This window comes from Saonia flava (genome assembly GCF_011927795.1).
Taxonomy (GTDB): domain Bacteria; phylum Bacteroidota; class Bacteroidia; order Flavobacteriales; family Flavobacteriaceae; genus Saonia; species Saonia flava.
Genome location: NZ_JAATJJ010000001.1, coordinates 1,432,414 through 1,449,073, shown reverse-complemented (window position 1 = coordinate 1,449,073; position 16,660 = coordinate 1,432,414). Strand labels below are relative to the sequence as shown.

The 16,660-nt window shown below is 35.4% G+C and carries 17 protein-coding genes; 15 read left to right on the top strand and 2 right to left on the bottom strand.

Annotation, left to right across the window (positions count from 1 at the left end):
* Window positions 1-53: 53 nt before the first annotated feature.
* Genes GGR42_RS06465 through GGR42_RS06430 form a run of 8 tightly spaced genes read left to right on the top strand, consistent with a single transcriptional unit; the run spans window position 54 to window position 8,654 of the window.
* On the top strand, window positions 54-1,055 hold the full coding sequence (locus GGR42_RS06465; RefSeq protein WP_167962059.1) for a homocysteine S-methyltransferase family protein: 1,002 nt from the start codon (window positions 54-56) through the stop codon (window positions 1,053-1,055).
* 14 nt (window positions 1,056-1,069) lie between these two features.
* Window positions 1,070-3,751 carry a methionine synthase gene (gene metH / locus GGR42_RS06460; protein ID WP_167962057.1) on the top strand — a complete coding sequence of 894 codons (2,682 nt, stop codon included), beginning with the start codon at window positions 1,070-1,072 and terminating at the stop codon, window positions 3,749-3,751.
* On the top strand, window positions 3,748-3,990 hold the full coding sequence (locus tag GGR42_RS06455) for a hypothetical protein (protein ID WP_167962055.1): 243 nt from the start codon (window positions 3,748-3,750) through the stop codon (window positions 3,988-3,990). Before metH ends, GGR42_RS06455 begins: the two co-directional genes overlap by 4 nt.
* Complete coding sequence (metF, locus tag GGR42_RS06450) at window positions 3,990-4,943, top strand: methylenetetrahydrofolate reductase [NAD(P)H] (RefSeq protein WP_167962053.1); 954 nt, start codon at window positions 3,990-3,992, stop codon at window positions 4,941-4,943. Before GGR42_RS06455 ends, metF begins: the two co-directional genes overlap by 1 nt.
* Window positions 4,944-4,962: 19 nt before the next feature.
* Window positions 4,963-6,063: an acyloxyacyl hydrolase gene (locus GGR42_RS06445; protein WP_167962051.1), complete on the top strand. Its 1,101-nt coding sequence runs from the start codon at window positions 4,963-4,965 to the stop codon at window positions 6,061-6,063.
* Between the two features lie 7 nt (window positions 6,064-6,070).
* Window positions 6,071-6,871, top strand: a complete 801-nt coding sequence (locus tag GGR42_RS06440) for a head GIN domain-containing protein (protein WP_167962049.1) — start codon at window positions 6,071-6,073, stop codon at window positions 6,869-6,871.
* Window positions 6,871-7,950 (top strand): serine hydrolase domain-containing protein, encoded by a 1,080-nt coding sequence (locus GGR42_RS06435; protein ID WP_317169672.1) that lies wholly within the window; start codon window positions 6,871-6,873, stop codon window positions 7,948-7,950. Before GGR42_RS06440 ends, GGR42_RS06435 begins: the two co-directional genes overlap by 1 nt.
* A 44-nt stretch (window positions 7,951-7,994) precedes the next feature.
* A complete protein-coding gene (locus tag GGR42_RS06430; RefSeq protein ID WP_167962047.1) occupies window positions 7,995-8,654 on the top strand; it encodes a hypothetical protein in 660 nt (219 codons plus the stop codon).
* Between the two features lie 5 nt (window positions 8,655-8,659).
* On the opposite strand, the gene gldA is transcribed toward GGR42_RS06430, so the two are convergent.
* Window positions 8,660-9,553 carry a gliding motility-associated ABC transporter ATP-binding subunit GldA gene (gene gldA, locus GGR42_RS06425; protein WP_167962045.1) on the bottom strand — a complete coding sequence of 298 codons (894 nt, stop codon included), beginning with the start codon at window positions 9,551-9,553 and terminating at the stop codon, window positions 8,660-8,662.
* Between the two features lie 366 nt (window positions 9,554-9,919).
* Between gldA and GGR42_RS06420 the strand changes: the two genes are divergently transcribed.
* The 5 genes from GGR42_RS06420 (at window position 9,920) to GGR42_RS06400 (ending at window position 14,632) form a co-directional block, all read left to right on the top strand.
* Complete coding sequence (locus GGR42_RS06420; protein WP_167962043.1) at window positions 9,920-10,750, top strand: prephenate dehydratase; 831 nt, start codon at window positions 9,920-9,922, stop codon at window positions 10,748-10,750.
* Window positions 10,747-11,889 carry a pyridoxal phosphate-dependent aminotransferase gene (locus GGR42_RS06415; protein WP_167962041.1) on the top strand — a complete coding sequence of 381 codons (1,143 nt, stop codon included), beginning with the start codon at window positions 10,747-10,749 and terminating at the stop codon, window positions 11,887-11,889. The genes GGR42_RS06420 and GGR42_RS06415 overlap by 4 nt, the downstream gene beginning before the upstream one ends.
* A 9-nt stretch (window positions 11,890-11,898) precedes the next feature.
* A complete protein-coding gene (locus GGR42_RS06410; protein ID WP_167962039.1) occupies window positions 11,899-12,759 on the top strand; it encodes a prephenate dehydrogenase in 861 nt (286 codons plus the stop codon).
* Window positions 12,760-12,768: 9 nt separating this feature from the next.
* On the top strand, window positions 12,769-13,851 hold the full coding sequence (locus GGR42_RS06405; RefSeq protein ID WP_167962037.1) for a bifunctional 3-deoxy-7-phosphoheptulonate synthase/chorismate mutase type II: 1,083 nt from the start codon (window positions 12,769-12,771) through the stop codon (window positions 13,849-13,851).
* 106 nt (window positions 13,852-13,957) lie between these two features.
* Window positions 13,958-14,632 (top strand): head GIN domain-containing protein, encoded by a 675-nt coding sequence (locus GGR42_RS06400; protein WP_167962035.1) that lies wholly within the window; start codon window positions 13,958-13,960, stop codon window positions 14,630-14,632.
* A gap of 50 nt (window positions 14,633-14,682) precedes the next feature.
* Here GGR42_RS06400 and GGR42_RS06395 read toward each other — a convergent pair whose 3' ends face one another.
* Window positions 14,683-15,123 carry a hypothetical protein gene (locus GGR42_RS06395; RefSeq protein WP_167962033.1) on the bottom strand — a complete coding sequence of 147 codons (441 nt, stop codon included), beginning with the start codon at window positions 15,121-15,123 and terminating at the stop codon, window positions 14,683-14,685.
* Between the two features lie 103 nt (window positions 15,124-15,226).
* On the opposite strand from GGR42_RS06395, the gene rsgA reads away from it, so the two are divergent.
* Both rsgA and dtd read left to right on the top strand, forming a co-directional pair.
* Complete coding sequence (gene rsgA / locus GGR42_RS06390; RefSeq protein WP_167962031.1) at window positions 15,227-16,177, top strand: ribosome small subunit-dependent GTPase A; 951 nt, start codon at window positions 15,227-15,229, stop codon at window positions 16,175-16,177.
* Entirely contained in the window at window positions 16,177-16,629 is a 453-nt protein-coding gene (dtd, locus tag GGR42_RS06385) for a D-aminoacyl-tRNA deacylase (protein ID WP_167962029.1), read from the top strand. The genes rsgA and dtd overlap by 1 nt, the downstream gene beginning before the upstream one ends.
* The last annotated feature ends 31 nt before the right edge of the window (window positions 16,630-16,660 follow it).

Genomic DNA, 16,660 nt, shown 5'->3' with positions numbered 1-16,660 from the left:
CTTTGCATTCGTTTTAAAGACAACCAATAAGGTATTCTTTCAAACAAGTAGTTATGAGTAAGATTAGAGAAGAATTAAACAGACGAATTTTAGTATTGGATGGGGCCATGGGTACCATGTTACAGCGCTATAAATTCAATGAAGAAGATTTTCGTGGTGAGCGATTTAAGGATTGGGAACATCCATTGCAAGGTAATAATGATTTACTTTCTTTAACTCAACCCGAGGCCATTGCAGATGTACATAGGGCTTATTTGGATGTTGGAGCAGATATTATTGAAACCAATACTTTTTCGGGTACTACCATTGCCATGGCCGACTACCACATGGAAGATTTGGTATATGAACTTAATTATGAATCTGCTAGAATAGCAAAAAAAGTTGCGGATGAGTATACAGCAAAGAACCCTAATAAACCACGTTTTGTTGCAGGTAGCATAGGCCCGACCAATAAAACGGCCAGCATGTCCCCAGATGTAAATGATCCTGGTTATAGAGCTGTGTCCTTTGAAGAATTACGTGTTGCTTACAAACAACAAGTTGAAGCTTTGTTGGATGGAGGGGCAGATATATTATTAGTGGAAACTATTTTTGACACACTAAATGCCAAAGCTGCATTATTCGCCATCGATGAGGTGCGAGAAGAAAGAAATATAGACGTGCCTATTATGGTCAGCGGCACTATTACAGATGCATCGGGGAGAACATTGTCAGGTCAAACAGCAGAAGCTTTTCTAATATCGGTATCCCATATCCCAATTTTATCAGTGGGGTTTAATTGTGCTTTGGGCGCCAGTCAGTTAGTACCCCATTTAGAGGTTTTAGCATCAAAAACTGATAATGCGGTATCTGCACATCCTAATGCTGGCTTGCCCAATGCTTTTGGAGAGTACGATGAAACCCCGGAGCAAATGGCAGCGCAGATTAAAGAGTATGCAGAAAAAGGTTTAGTAAATATTGTTGGAGGATGTTGCGGAACAACACCAGAGCATATTAAGGCTATTGTTGATGTTGTTGCCAAGTATGAACCTAGAAAAATTGTTGTTCCTGCATAGGTAGGAATCCATTTATGGATAATATAAAAGCTAAATATTTAAAATTAAGCGGTCTAGAGCCACTAGTCGTTACTCCAGAGAGCAATTTCATTAATGTGGGAGAACGTACCAATGTAGCAGGTTCTCGAAAGTTTCTTCGGTTGATAAAAGAAGAAAAGTTTGATGAAGCTTTGGCAATTGCACGGCATCAAGTTGAAGGGGGAGCCCAGATTATTGACATTAATATGGATGATGGCTTAATCGATGGAAAGGAAGCCATGGTTAAGTTTTTAAACTTGATTGTTTCCGAGCCGGATATTTCTAGAGTTCCTATTATGATAGACAGCTCTAAATGGGAAATTATTGAGGCCGGACTTCAAGTGGTACAGGGTAAATGTGTGGTGAATTCTATCAGCTTAAAAGAAGGAGAAGAAGAATTCATTCATCATGCGAAGCTTATTAAAAGATATGGGGCAGCGGTTATTGTTATGGCTTTTGATGAGGTTGGTCAGGCAGATAATTATGAGCGTAGAATAGAAATTGCAAAGCGTTCTTATGATATTTTAGTTAATCAAGTGAATTTTGCACCTGAAGATATCATATTCGACCTTAATATTTTCCCTGTAGCAACAGGAATGGATGAACACAAATTAAATGCCATAGATTTCATTAAAGCGACAAAATGGGTTAGGGAAAATCTTCCCTATTGTAGTGTTAGTGGAGGGGTAAGTAATGTTTCTTTTTCATTTAGAGGAAATAATCCTGTACGAGAAGCAATGCATTCTGCATTCTTATACCATGCAATAAAAGCGGGTATGAACATGGGAATTGTAAACCCAACCATGTTGGAAGTTTATGATGATATTCCAAAAGATTTATTAGAGCATGTTGAAGATGTAATCCTGAATAGAAGAGACGATGCTACGGAACGTTTGTTGGAGTTTGCCGAAACCGTAGTAGGCACAACAAAAGAAAGTAAAGTGGATATGTCATGGCGACAGGAGCCACTTCAAAATAGAATTACCCGAGCCTTGGTAAAAGGGATAGATGAGTTTATAGTTGAAGATGTAGAAGAGGCAAGAACCAGTGTTGATCAACCTATTGAAGTGATTGAAGGTCATTTAATGACCGGAATGAATGTGGTGGGGGATTTGTTTGGTAGCGGAAAAATGTTCTTACCACAAGTGGTGAAATCTGCTCGGGTAATGAAAAAGGCGGTGGCTTATTTATTGCCTTTCATTGAAGCCTCCAAACAAGGAAAATCAGAAGCAGCTGGTAAAATCCTAATGGCGACGGTTAAGGGTGATGTACATGATATTGGAAAGAACATTGTTGGCGTGGTCTTGGCATGTAACAATTATGAAATTGTTGATATGGGTGTAATGGTACCTCCGGAGAAAATTATTGCAAAAGCTAGAGAAGAGAGAGTTGATATTATTGGGCTTAGTGGATTGATTACCCCGTCTTTGGATGAAATGGTCTTTTTGGCAAAAGAAATGGAACGTCAAAAATTTAGAGTACCATTGCTTATTGGGGGCGCAACAACCAGTAAAGCACATACAGCGGTAAAAATAGACCCACAATATCAACATGCAGTGGTACATGTAAATGATGCATCTAGAGCGGTAACTGTAGTTGGCGACTTGCTTCAAAAAGAGACTTCGGAATCATATAAAACATCCGTTAAAGCGGATTATAATGATTTTAGGACTAAATTTTTGAATAGGGGAAAACAGAAAGAATACCTCACTTTAAATCAGGCGCGTGCCAATAAATTAAAATTAGATTGGAAGGTTGCCGAAATTATTAAACCGAACCAATTGGGAATCCAAGTCATTGAAGATTTTGACTTGAAAAAATTAGTCGATTTTATAGATTGGACACCTTTCTTTAGAAGTTGGGAATTGCATGGTAAATATCCAGCTATTCTTACAGATGAGGTTGTTGGGGAACAAGCAACGGAGCTTTTTGCTGATGCACAAGCCATGCTTAAAAACATTATAGAAAAAAAGCAATTAAAAGCGAAAGCTGTTTTTGGTTTGTTCGAAGCCAATACTATTAATGATGATGATATAGAAGTCCTTTCGAAGGAAAGCAAAAAATCTCTAATTTTTAGAACCCTTCGTCAGCAACTAAAGAAAAGAGAGGGGGTGCCAAACATAGCCCTTTCAGATTTTATAGCACCAAAGGAGTCTGGAATCCAAGATTATATGGGTGTTTTCTGCGTGTCTACAGGATTTGGAATAGCAGAATTAGCAGCAGCTTATGAAAAAGATATGGATGATTACAATTCCATTATGATCAAGGCGTTGGCAGATAGATTGGCCGAGGCTTTTGCAGAATATTTGCATAAAGAAGTGAGAACCAAACATTGGGGTTATGCGGCAAATGAGGGTTTAAGTAATGAGGATTTAATAAGAGAGTCATATAAAGGAATTCGCCCTGCCCCGGGATACCCTGCTTGTCCAGATCATTTGGAAAAATTGACAATTTGGGAACTTTTGGATGTAAAAGGAAAAATAGGAGTAGAGTTAACGGATAGCATGGCCATGTGGCCTGCTGCAAGTGTCAGTGGGTATTATTTTGGTAACCCGGAATCCAAATATTTTGGATTAGGAAAAATAGCGCAGGACCAAGTGGAGGATTTTACTACTAGAAAAGGAATATCTTTGGAAATGGCTACAAAATGGTTGGCCCCTAATATTGCAGAATCATGAGTGGGAAATTTATAGAATTAACTTTAGGAAGCCATATGATTTCTCATGGGTATGATGAGAATAATAAGGAGATATTGGAAGAAGTAGCGGCAGATTTTTCAAACAAGTTGGTAGCTTTGTCAAGAATAAAATCTTTGAGCGAAAAATATATATTGATAGATTATTTAGACGGTAGATGGGTTTATTGGGAATATGAAGAAAGCTATAAATCCATTAAAAAGAAATTGACGAAAGAATAATGAAAGTAACCGATCATATAGAAAAAGCAAAAGGAGAAACTTTGTTTTCCTTTGAAATTGTACCACCGGTAAAGGGAAAAAATATCCAAAGTCTCTACGATAATATAGACCCGTTAATGGAGTTTAACCCTCCTTTTATTGATGTAACAACATCAAGAGAGGAATATATATATAAAGAGAAAGACGGGCTTTTGGATAAGAAAATGACCCGTTTGCGCCCTGGGACGGTAGGTATTTGCGCCTCTTTACAGCACAAATATGGGGTGGATACAGTCCCACATGTATTGTGTGGTGGTTTCACCAAAGAAGAAACAGAGTATATGTTGGTCGATTGTCAGTATTTGGGCATTGAAAATATTATGGCCTTGCGTGGGGATGCAATGAAAGAAGAAAAATATTTTACACCAACCAAGGGAGGACATACTTATGCTTCGGAACTAGTAGCGCAAGTGCAAAATTTAAATGAAGGCAAGTATTTACATGATGATATAGAGATGGATAATCTACCCGATTTTTGCATTGGAGTAGCTGGCTATCCTGAGAAGCATATGGAAGCACCGTCCTTACAATCAGATTTAAAAAGATTAAAAGAAAAGGTAGATGCAGGAGCAGATTATGTTGTGACCCAAATGTTTTTTGATAACCAAAAGTATTTTGAGTTTGTTGAAATTGCAAAAGCTATGGGAATTAATATTCCAATAATTCCAGGAATAAAACCTATTGCGGTAAAAAGGCATTTGAATATTCTTCCACCAGTATTTAAAATAGATTTGCCACAGGATTTAATTGATGCCGTGGATGCATGTATAGATAACAAAGCTGTGCGACAAGTTGGTATTGAGTGGGCAATTCAACAATCGAAAGAATTAAAAGAAGCTGGTGTTCCAGTGCTGCATTATTATTCTATGGGAAAATCAGATAATGTAAAGGCAATAGCTAGAGAGCTTTTTTAATTGTCTAATTTTACATTCCATGAATCTAAAGGTCTTTTTGTACTTTCTTTTTATCGGTGTCTTTTGCTTTTCCCAAGACAGTGAAAAAAAAGCTGGACGCACTATTGATGTTAATCAGTTTTACGGATCAATTTTACTTCATAATCCAGATATTTCCCATTTAATAACAAATCATCCTGGCGGTTTCATTATTAGCTACAGTAGGAAAACATACGGAGCCAAGAAATGGGAACAGGAATATAATTATCCAGATTTGGGGTACTCTGCTGTATATCAAGATAATAATAACTCTGTTCTAGGTAAAAACCTAGGGCTATATGTACATTATAATTTTTACTTTTTTAAGAGAAACATCCAATTTAGATTGGGTCAGGGAATTGCATACAATACTAATCCTTATGATAAGGAAACCAATTTTAGGAATAATGCCTTTGGTTCAGATTTTTTGAGTTCTACCTATCTTATGCTCAATTACCACAAAGAGAATGTTTTTAAAGGTTTGGGTTTTAAGGCAGGTTTAATGGTAGTTCATTATTCCAATGCTAATTTTAGGGCACCCAATACTTCTACCAATACATTGGCGCTAAATGTTGGAATGGTATATAATTTGGAAGGTGGTGAAGAAATGGCGTATGTGGTAAACCCTACAAAAGAGAAAATTACCGAGCCAATTAAAATAAATCTTGTTTTAAGGACAGGTCTAAATGAAAGTGATGTAATAAATTCTGGCCAATATGGGTTTTATATTTTTTCGGCCTATGCGGATAAACGTTTGGGAAGAAAAAGCGCTATTCAAATAGGAACAGATGTTTTCTTTTCTAATTTTTTAAAGGAGTTGATAGAATATCAATCTATAGCTTTTCCAGAACAGAATGTTTCAGGTGACGAGGATTTCAAAAGAGCAGGAATTTTTCTGGGACATGAATTGTTTATTAATAAAATGAGCATGATAGCTCAGCTTGGGTATTATATTTATTATCCATTTGATTTTGAGGGGCAAGTATACAATAGGATTGGATTAAAACGTTATTTTGGTGACAAGGTCTTTGGAGCGATTACCTTGAAATCACATGGAGCCAAAGCTGAAGCAGTTGAATTTGGAATAGGAATTAGATTTTAGGACATAGATGTTAAAAGATAGATACAATATATACCAGAATGTCGTTTCCAGAGTAAAGGAGAAATCTATTTTTATAATACTGATGACTATTTTCATATCATGTAACAGTGAAAATGCCGGAGACTGCTTTCAAAAAGCTGGGAAAATAGTTAGGGAGGAAGTTAGTATGCCAGATTTTTCAAAAATCACGGTATTTGAAAATGTGGGTCTGGTCATTAAACAAGGAGAAGTTCAAAAAGTAGAAATTGAAACAGGTGAGTTTTTAAGAAATGATGTAACGGCAATAGTTGAAGAAGGTAGATTGGTACTCAGGAATGAAAATAGTTGCAATTATGTTAGGGATTATGGCTTAACAAAAGTGTATGTAACTTCACCCAATGTTTCTGAAATTAGAAGTAGTACGGGATTGCTGATTGAAAGTGATGGAATATTGACCTTCCCAAGTTTAAACTTGCTTTCTGAAAGCTTCTCAAATCCTAATGCGGATACCACAGATGGACATTTTAATTTGGAATTGGAAAATAATAGTGTCTCAATTGTATCTAATGGATTGGCATATTTTCAATTAAAAGGAAGTACCGGTAGATTGGCTGTGAATTTGGCAGCCGGTGATTCTAGAATAGAAGCAGAAGGTCTAATGGCTGAAAGAATTTCTATAAACCATAGAGCATCCAATGATGTTTTGGTCAATCCACAACAAGCTATAAATGGCATTATTAGAGGGACAGGAGATGTTATAAGTTATAATCGTCCCTCAGAAGTAGAAGTTGAGGAGCTGTATCGCGGAAAATTAATATTTAAGGATTAGTGAATCCCATTTTTACATATCTAAAAAATCTTATTGTATCCAAGAAGATTTTAGGGGAAGATAATCACCTTAAAGAGTTGGTAAAAGCAGATATACTTTTAAAAGATCTGGTGGATAAAGACAAGGTTCCGGGATTGGCAATTACTGCTTTAAGGGACGGAAAAACCATATTTCAAAAAGGATATGGTTATGCCAACATGGATACCGGTGAACTCATTGACCCACAAAAAAGTATTTTTAGGATTGCAAGTGTTTCCAAGCCTATAGCGGCTACGGCATTGGCCAAAATGGTAGAAGAGGGTATAATTGATTTGAATGCTTCACTTTATGATTACGTACCTTATTTTCCTAAAAAGAAATATGATTTTACAATACGACAATTGGCTAATCACACGGCAGGAATAAGAGGATACAGGGGAAAGGAATATGCGCTAAACGAAGCATATTCCATAAAAGATAGTATTGATATTTTTAAAGAGGATGATTTAGTATTTCAACCTGGAACGGATTATTTGTATAATAGTTTTGATTGGGTTTTGGTTTCTTTGGCGATGCAAGAGGCAAGTGGAATTCCTTTTGAAGAATATGTAAAAGAAAAGGTTTTGAAGCCAATGGGAATGACCAATACATTCTCTGAAATAAAGAATGAGCATTCCAATTTGACCACATTTTATACCAAAACTAAGTTAGGTTTTAGAGAATCTATTAGTGTGAACAATTTTTACAAACTAGCTGGTGGGGGATTTTTGTCGACCTCAGAAGATATTGCTAAGTTGGGACAGGCCTATTTGGATAAAAAAACTGGGGATAAAGCTATTCTTTCCCATTTTTTGACTTCAGAAAAAATAAAAGGGAAGCCTACCTATTATGGTTTGGGTTGGCAGGTTAGTTTTGATAAAACAGGAAGACCTTTTTACGGGCATGTTGGCAATGGTGTGGGAGGGTATTCTAATTTTTATATATATCCAGAAGAACAAATGGTTTTTTCTATATTGATAAATTGCACGGACCCAAAAGTACAGCCTGAATTGGATGAAGTTATCAGTACTCTTATTTTAAACTGTGAAGAGTTGATTTAGAACATATAATCCTTATTTTTATATGGTAACCAATACCTTTTGTAATGTTTGTAGGCCATTATGCTGCTGCCTTTGTGCTTAAGGGCAAGGAAAAAAATGCTTCATTGGGAATGCTTTTTTTAGCAACCCAATTTGTAGATATTTTGTTTTTTCCTCTTGTCGTCCTTGGATTAGAAAAATTGACTTTTATTGATAGATATACTGCCGTGAACGATTTTAAAATGGAGTTTCCCTATACCCATGGGCTACTTGCAAGTATGCTTTGGGCCGGGCTGATTTATGCGTTGTATTATTTTGTTTTTGCAAAAAAGAAGGAAACTAAAAAACGTATTGCATTGATAATGGGTTTGGCGGTACTTTCCCATTGGTTTGCAGATTTATTGGTGCATACACCAGATTTGCCATTGATTTATGGAGAGCCTAAAGTGGGATTGGGTCTCTGGAATAATAAAATTTTAACTTTTGCTTTGGAAGCAATTTTATTGGCCGCAGGACTATGGTACTACTTAAAAAAAACAAAACCGACTTCAAATATTGGGAAATATATAGCTATAATATTTGTGGTGTTCTTGTTGTTGGTTAATTACTTAAACCTTTTTGTATTACCTGCAAACCACAATGTAATTGCTTTGACAATTTCTGCTTTGGCAAGTTATTTTGTATTGGCCGCAATTGCCCATTATGTTGATTTAAAAAGGATTTAATTACTTTATTGGGTCAACTCCGTAAACAAACTTTCCAAATTTTTATTTTTTCGGCTTAACTGAAGTGTTTTTAGTTTATTGTCATGGGCAAAATCAAACACAGCAGGTCGCATATCTTTATTGGTATTAAAGGTAATATCATAAATAAAACCACCAGTATTTTTTACTGTTGCTACATTGGGCAATTGCTGTAATAATTGTTCTTCCACACGATAATCAAACTCAACCTCAATAATCTGCTCTTCCGTTTCTCGTAATTCCTTCAGTTTTTTGTCGGCAACTAGAGCACCTTTGTTAATTACAATAACGCGGTCACAGACAGCTTCCACTTCCTTCATTATGTGAGTGGATAAGAGAATTGTTTTTTCCTTACCAATTTCTTTTATCAATTTCCTTATGTCCAATAATTGGTTGGGGTCCAATCCAGTGGTTGGCTCATCCAATATCAAAACCTCCGGATTGTGCAACAATGCCGCCGCAAGACCAACACGTTGGCGATACCCTTTGGAAAGCTGTCCTATTTTTTTATGGGCTTCAGACGATAATCCAGTTTGTTCTATGACTTCTGTTATTCTCTTTTTGTCAGTTTTGTAAACATCGGCATTAAAACCAAAGTATTCTTTAACATACATATCCAGATATAAGGGATTATGCTCTGGCAAATAACCTACACTTTTTTGAACATTTTTTTGGTCTTTTACAACATCGAACTCGTTAATTTTAGCCTCTCCTTCATCCGCCAAACTATAGGTGGTCAATATTTTCATCAGGGTAGATTTTCCTGCTCCGTTAGGTCCTAAAAACCCAACAATTTCTCCTTTATTTATGGAAAAAGATATATTGTCCAAAGCTTTTTGGTTGCCAAAACTTTTAGTGATGTTATTTACGGTGATAGACATTGCTGTTAATTTGTTTCAAAAATAGAGAATTACATATCAAAAGTATTACAAAAGAGTTCAACAGAAATTGTATTAATCAAAAAAAAGGGAGTAAAACTTGATTTTTAAATTTAATTGTTATCTTAGCCAAAGTTTAATAATAGAATGACAAAACAATATTTCTGGAACGGTTTTTATTTCTACTTCTTTTTTAAGAGAAGTACGGGACTGTTCTAGCATATTTTAAAATATAGTAGATTGTGAAAGTCCCGTGAAAACCGGGACTTTTTTATTTTCAATAAGTAAATAAAATTGAAAATACTCTGAATTTATTTCAGAATCCGAACAGTTTAAAAGATTGTCTTTTAATAAAGGGTAAATAATAAAATGAGTTTAAAAATAGCCATACAGGGAATAAAAGGATCTAATCATCATCAGGTGGCCAGAGAATACTTTGGAGATGAGGTAGAGTTGGTGGAGTGCCTATCTTTTGATGATATGGTAGACCATTTAATCAACAAAACAGCAGACAAAGGTGTAATGGCAATTGAAAACTCTATCGCTGGTTCCATAATTCCCAATTATGCATTGGTGGCCAATAATCATCTTCATGTAATAGGAGAGCATTATTTAAGCATTCACCATAATTTAATGGCTTTAAAAGGGCAGTCAATAGATGATATAAAGGAAGTATCCTCACATCCCATGGCATTGTTGCAGTGCAAGGAGTATTTAAGAACATACCCGCACATTAAATTGATGGAAGATGTAGATACTGCGGAAACCGCAAAACGAATCCAAGACGAACAATTAAGAGGTGTTGCGGCCATTGCGCCCAAAGTTGCAGCTGAGTTATATGGTTTGAATATTATTGCCAATGAAATACAGACTATTAATAATAATGCGACCCGGTTTATTATTGTAAAAACAGAAAATAAAGTTTTACCTGAAAATGAAATAAATAAGGCATCCTTAAGGTTTATTACTGATCATAAAAGGGGGAGTTTGGCAGCCGTGTTAAATGTAATGAGCGATTGTAATTTGAATTTAACTAAAATACAGTCTTTGCCGGTTATAGAATCACCATGGAAATATTCTTTTTTTGTAGATGTCACTTTTGATGCGTATTCAGATTTTTCAAAGGCAAAAGCTTTGCTAGAAATCATGGCCGAGGATTTTAGGGTATTGGGAGAATATAAAAATGCAAGAATAGTATGATTACTGCCGATAGATTAAATACAGTACAAGAATATTATTTCTCCAAAAAATTGAGAGAGGTACGTGGACTAATAACGGAAGGTAGACCTATTATTAATATGGGAATAGGAAGTCCAGATTTAGCTCCTTCCAAAGAAGTTATTATGGCAGTTCAAGAAGCTATTGACCATGATAATGCCCATCAATATCAGAGCTACCAAGGCCTGCCAGAATTGCGGGAGGCGATTGCGGATTTTTACAAGGAAAAATTTAATGTAGTTGTTGATTCAGTTGACGAAATTCTACCGTTAATGGGCTCTAAAGAAGGAATAATGCACATTAGCATGGCTTTTTTAAATCATGGAGACGAGGTTCTAATTCCTAATCCTGGTTATCCAACATATACTTCGGTAACAAAATTAGTTGGGGGAGAACCAAAATATTATGATTTAGAGGCACAAAATGGGTGGTTTCCTGACTTTGAAGAATTAGAAAAAAAAGATTTGTCCAAAGTAAAAGTAATGTGGACAAGTTATCCTCATATGCCAACGGGAGCAACAGCTACCAATGAGCAGTTAATACAGTTGGTGGATTTTGCAAAAAGAAATAATATTTTATTGGTCAATGATAACCCATACAGTTTTGTATTGAGTACTAACCCTATAAGCATATTGTCTATTGATGGTGCCAAAGAAACTGTGTTGGAACTTAATTCTTTGAGTAAAACATTTAATATGGCCGGTTGGCGTGTAGGAATGGTTTTAGGTAGTTCAGAACACATAAATGCCATCCTAAAAGTAAAAAGTAATATGGATTCCGGTATGTTTTATGGAATACAGAAAGGTGCCATTGCTGCGCTAAAGAGTGGACAGGATTGGTTTAATGCATTGGATGAGTTATATACTACTCGTAGAAATTTAATGTTCCAATTAGCCGATAAACTGGAATGTTCCTATGATAAAAATGCAGTTGGAATGTTTGTTTGGGCAAAATTGCCCAAGGGAATAAAATCGGCAGAAAAATTTGTTGATGGAATACTTTATGATAAGAATGTTTTCATTGCCCCTGGAACAATTTTTGGGAGCAATGGAGAAGGATATATTAGGTTTTCATTGTGTGTAAAAGAAGATAAGATAAAAGAGGCTATTAGTAGGTTTTAGCAAAAGAATATGAAAGTATTTGTAATCGGTATCGGATTAATAGGAGGTTCCATGGCCAAGGATATAAAGCGCAGTAACCCTAGGGCTAAAATCTATGGAATAGACACCAACGAAGTGCATTTGGATGAGGCATTGGCTTTAAATATTATAGATAAAAAATCATCTTATGGAGAATTAAATCTGGCTGAAGTAGTTATTGTAAGTATTCCAGTAAATGCCATGGTTTTGGAACTGCCAAAGATTTTGGACATCGTAAATTCCAATACTCTTGTTTTTGATGCTGGTTCTACAAAAGGTAATATTTGCAGAGCTGTAGAAAATCACCCTAATAGAAGTAGTTTTTTGGCGTGTCATCCTATTTCTGGTACAGAGTTTTCGGGTCCTTCAGCAGCTATTGATAAATTGTTTGATAGGAAAGCGAATATTATTTGTGAGGTAGATAAGACAAATGAAGACATTCATAAGAAAGCGTTGGACATTTTTAAACAGTTGGGCATGAGAATTAGATATATGAACCCAGAGGCACATGATAAGCACATTGCTTACGTTTCTCACTTGTCTCATATTAGTTCTTTTATGCTTGGAAAGACGGTGATAGAGAAGGAAAAAAATGAAAGGGATATTTTTGATATGGCTGGTAGTGGATTTGAAAGCACAGTGCGTTTGGCAAAAAGTTCACCTGCCATGTGGACACCTATTTTTGAGCAGAACAAAGAAAATGTTGTGGACACATTAGAAGAGTATATTCAAAATTTAGAGGCATTTAAAGAAATGCTAAAAAATGATGATTATGATAGTATCTATAACGAAATGAACAATACCAATAGAATAAAAGAAATATTAAACGGAATACCACAGAACAAAAAATAGAATATAGAGATGGAAAATAAAAAGGAAATGAGGTCTTGGTTAGATGATATGAAATTGGATCATCCACTTGTAATTGCTGGACCTTGTAGTGCGGAGACTGAAGAACAGGTTTTAAGAATTGCACATGAGCTTAAGGATTCAGACGTAAATTACTACCGTGCTGGGATATGGAAACCAAGAACACGACCTGGAAATTTTGAGGGCGTAGGTGCTTTAGGTTTAAAATGGCTTCAAAAAGTAAAAGAAGAAACAGGTTTAAAAACTACCACTGAAGTAGCCAATGCAGCTCATGTAAAATTGGCTTTGGAATATGATGTTGATATGCTTTGGATTGGGGCACGTTCTACAGTGAGCCCGTTTATAATGCAAGAAATAGCGGATGCTTTGGCAGGAACAGATAAAACAGTATTGGTTAAAAACCCGGTAAACCCAGATTTATCCTTATGGTTAGGGGGGATAGAAAGGTTGTATACTGCGGGAATAAAAAATCTAGGAGCTATCCATAGAGGTTTCTCTACCTATGAAAAGACAAAATATAGAAACATTCCTGAGTGGCAAATGGCAATTGAGTTCCAAAACAAATTTCCAGATTTACCTTTGATATGTGATCCATCCCACATCACAGGAAAAAGAAATATGATTTTTGATGTATCACAAACCGCGTTGGATTTAAATTTTGATGGTTTGATGATAGAAACACATCATGATCCTGATAATGCTTGGAGTGATGCTGCACAACAGGTGACTCCTGATTCGTTGAAGCAGATTATGAGAGATTTGAAGATTAGAAAAGAAACCGATGAGGAGACTGAGTATAAAGGCAAGTTGAATAATTTAAGAGCTCAGATAGATGTAATTGACAACCAACTTATAGGAACTCTTGGTAAGCGTATGAAAATTTCCGATACTATTGGAGGCTTGAAAAAACAACGAAATGTAGCAGTGCTACAGAGTAATCGTTGGAACGAGATTTTGGGAAAAATGATTTTGGAAGGAGAAAGGGAAGGTCTAAGTGAAGAGTTTGTTCTTAAGATGTTCAAGGCCATTCACCAGGAATCTATCAACCATCAAGAAAAAGTAATTAACGCATAGTTATTTTAAATCCCGATGCCAGCATCGGGATTTTTTTGTCTATTTTTTTAGAAGTGTAACAGATAACATTTTTAGTTGTCTCTTATATAAATCAAAAAAACAGATCATGAAAAAAATAATTGTTGCTTGTTTATGTCTTTTTTCTTTATCAGCTTTCTCCCAAAGAACAGTGGATAAAAATGTTGGAGACTTTGATAAAATCAAAGTATTTGACCTTATTGAGGTAAATCTTATTAAATCTGACGAGAATAAAGTGCTTATCAAAGGATGGAATGTAGATGATATTCAGGTAGTGAACAAAAATGGAGTTTTAAAAATAAGAATGCAGTTGGATAGAAAGTTTCAGGGGGAACATACTTTTGTAGAGGTTCACTATAAAAAACTGAATGTAATAGATGGAAATGAGGGAGCTAGAATTGTTTTTAATGAAACAGTAAAACAAGATATTATAGAGTTGCGTACTCAGGAAGGGGCCAAGATAGTTGCAGGTTTGGATGTGGATTTTGTGGACATTAGAGCTGTAACAGGTGGAATTGTGGAAGCATCTGGTTTGGCATCAGAGCAGCAAGTAGTTTTGAATACTGGTGGAGTTTATGAAGGAAGGGAACTTATAACCGAGTTTTCCAAAGTAAAAATTACGGCAGCTGGTGAAGCAGAAGTTTATGCAGCTGACCAAATTGATATTAATGTAAAAGCTGGCGGGGATGTTTATGTGTACGGCGACCCCAAAATAGTTAATAAAAGCACCTTGGCTGGAGGTAGAATTTATATAAAAGATTAAAAATTAAAAAGCCCGATTTTATATCGGGCTTTTTAATTGTATGTTTAAGATTATTTCTTGAAAATATATCTTGTAATAAAAATCCCTTTTCCATCACCTTTACCACCTTCACTTTCAACAGCACTGGTCACAAAGGCCAATTCCCAGCCATTGGCGACCATATCGTTGATCATAGAAGTTAATAAGGCATCATTGGCTGCAATATTTTGAAAACGAATACCCCCAATATTGTAGAAGTTTAACAATTTTGTTTCTTCAAAGTTTTTAACTCTAATCTCGTCTCTTTTGGATTTGTTTCTGGTATTGTCATCCTCAGTTTGTACACTGGTAAACTCTTTATAGTCTTTTTCTTCCAATGCATTTACGATTCTTGATCTACCCAATCCGTTTGGAACAATAGATTCTACACTGGTGATTACTTTAAATTGTTGGGCGCTAACATCAATTGTGGCAGCTAAAGCCAAACAGGCAATTAATAAGATTTTTTTCATGTTTATTATTATTAATTATTGGTTGATAATTGAATTTCAAACGTTCATATTTTGATAGTAGTATAAAAGGATTGTTGTTTCTTTGTAAAAATGTTAACAATATATGCAAGGGACGGTTTATAAATCTACTGGGAGTTGGTACACTGTGAAAACAGATGACGGTAGTTTTTATGAATGCCGTATAAAAGGAAAATTTAGAATAAAAGGTATAAAAAGTACAAATCCTATAGCAGTCGGAGACAGAGTTGTTTTTAGTGTAGAAAAAATTGGTGATGATACTATAGGAGTAATTAAAGAGATTAAAGATAGAAAGAATTATATCATTAGGAGATCGGTAAATCTTTCGAAACAAACACATATCATTGCGGCAAATTTGGACCAAGTCTTCCTATTGGTCACCCTTAATAACCCAAAAACATATACCAGTTTTATTGACCGCTTTTTGGTAACTGCCGAGGCTTATGATATCCCGGCTATCTTACTTTTTAACAAGATAGATACATATAATGAAGATGAACTAGTTGAAATAAAATATTTGGCAGCCTTATATAGAAAAATAGGGTATACCTGTCTTGGAATATCGGCAAAAACTGGTAAGAATGTAGATAAAGTAAAGGAATTGATGTTTGGAAAAACCAGTATGTTTTCTGGTCATTCGGGAGCGGGCAAATCTACTTTGGTAAATGCCATTGATAAAGGGTTGGACATAAAAACCACCGAAATATCCCAACAACATCTTCAAGGGCAGCATACTACCACTTTTGCAGAAATGTATGATTTGACAATGGGAGCACAAATCATAGATACTCCTGGAATCAAGGGATTTGGAATTGTGGATATGGAAAGAGAAGAAATTGGGGATTACTTTCCTGAATTTTTTGAATTAAAGGAGAATTGCAAGTTTAATAATTGCTTGCATTTAGACGAACCTAAATGCGCAGTCAAGGATGCCCTGGAAAATGATGAAGTAGCATGGAGTAGGTACAGGAGTTATGTAAGTATGGTAACGGGGGAGGACGATAATTATAGGGTAGATATTTACGCAGAAAAATAGTGAGAGCAGTTATACAAAGAGTATCCTATGCAAGTGTTACCGTTGATGGTAAAGTTGTTTCCAAAATTGAGGAAGGTATTTTGGTTTTATTGGGGATTGAAGATGCAGACGATAAAGAAGATATAGAGTGGCTTTCCAATAAAATAAGTAAGCTTAGGATTTTTGGCGATGAAAATGGAGTAATGAATTGTTCTGTAAAAGATATTGATGGAGAGGTAATTGTGGTAAGCCAATTTACTTTACATGCCATGACAAAAAAAGGAAACCGACCTTCATATATTAAAGCATCTAAACCAGAAATTGCCATTCCATTATATGAAGAATTCATTATGCAAATTGAAAATAACTTAGGTAAAAAGGTGGGTGCGGGTATATTTGGAGCTGATATGAAGGTGAAATTATTAAATGATGGTCCGGTGACCATTTGTATCGACACAAAAAATAGAGAGTAAATATTGGTGCTATATAAGAAGAAAGTGTTTT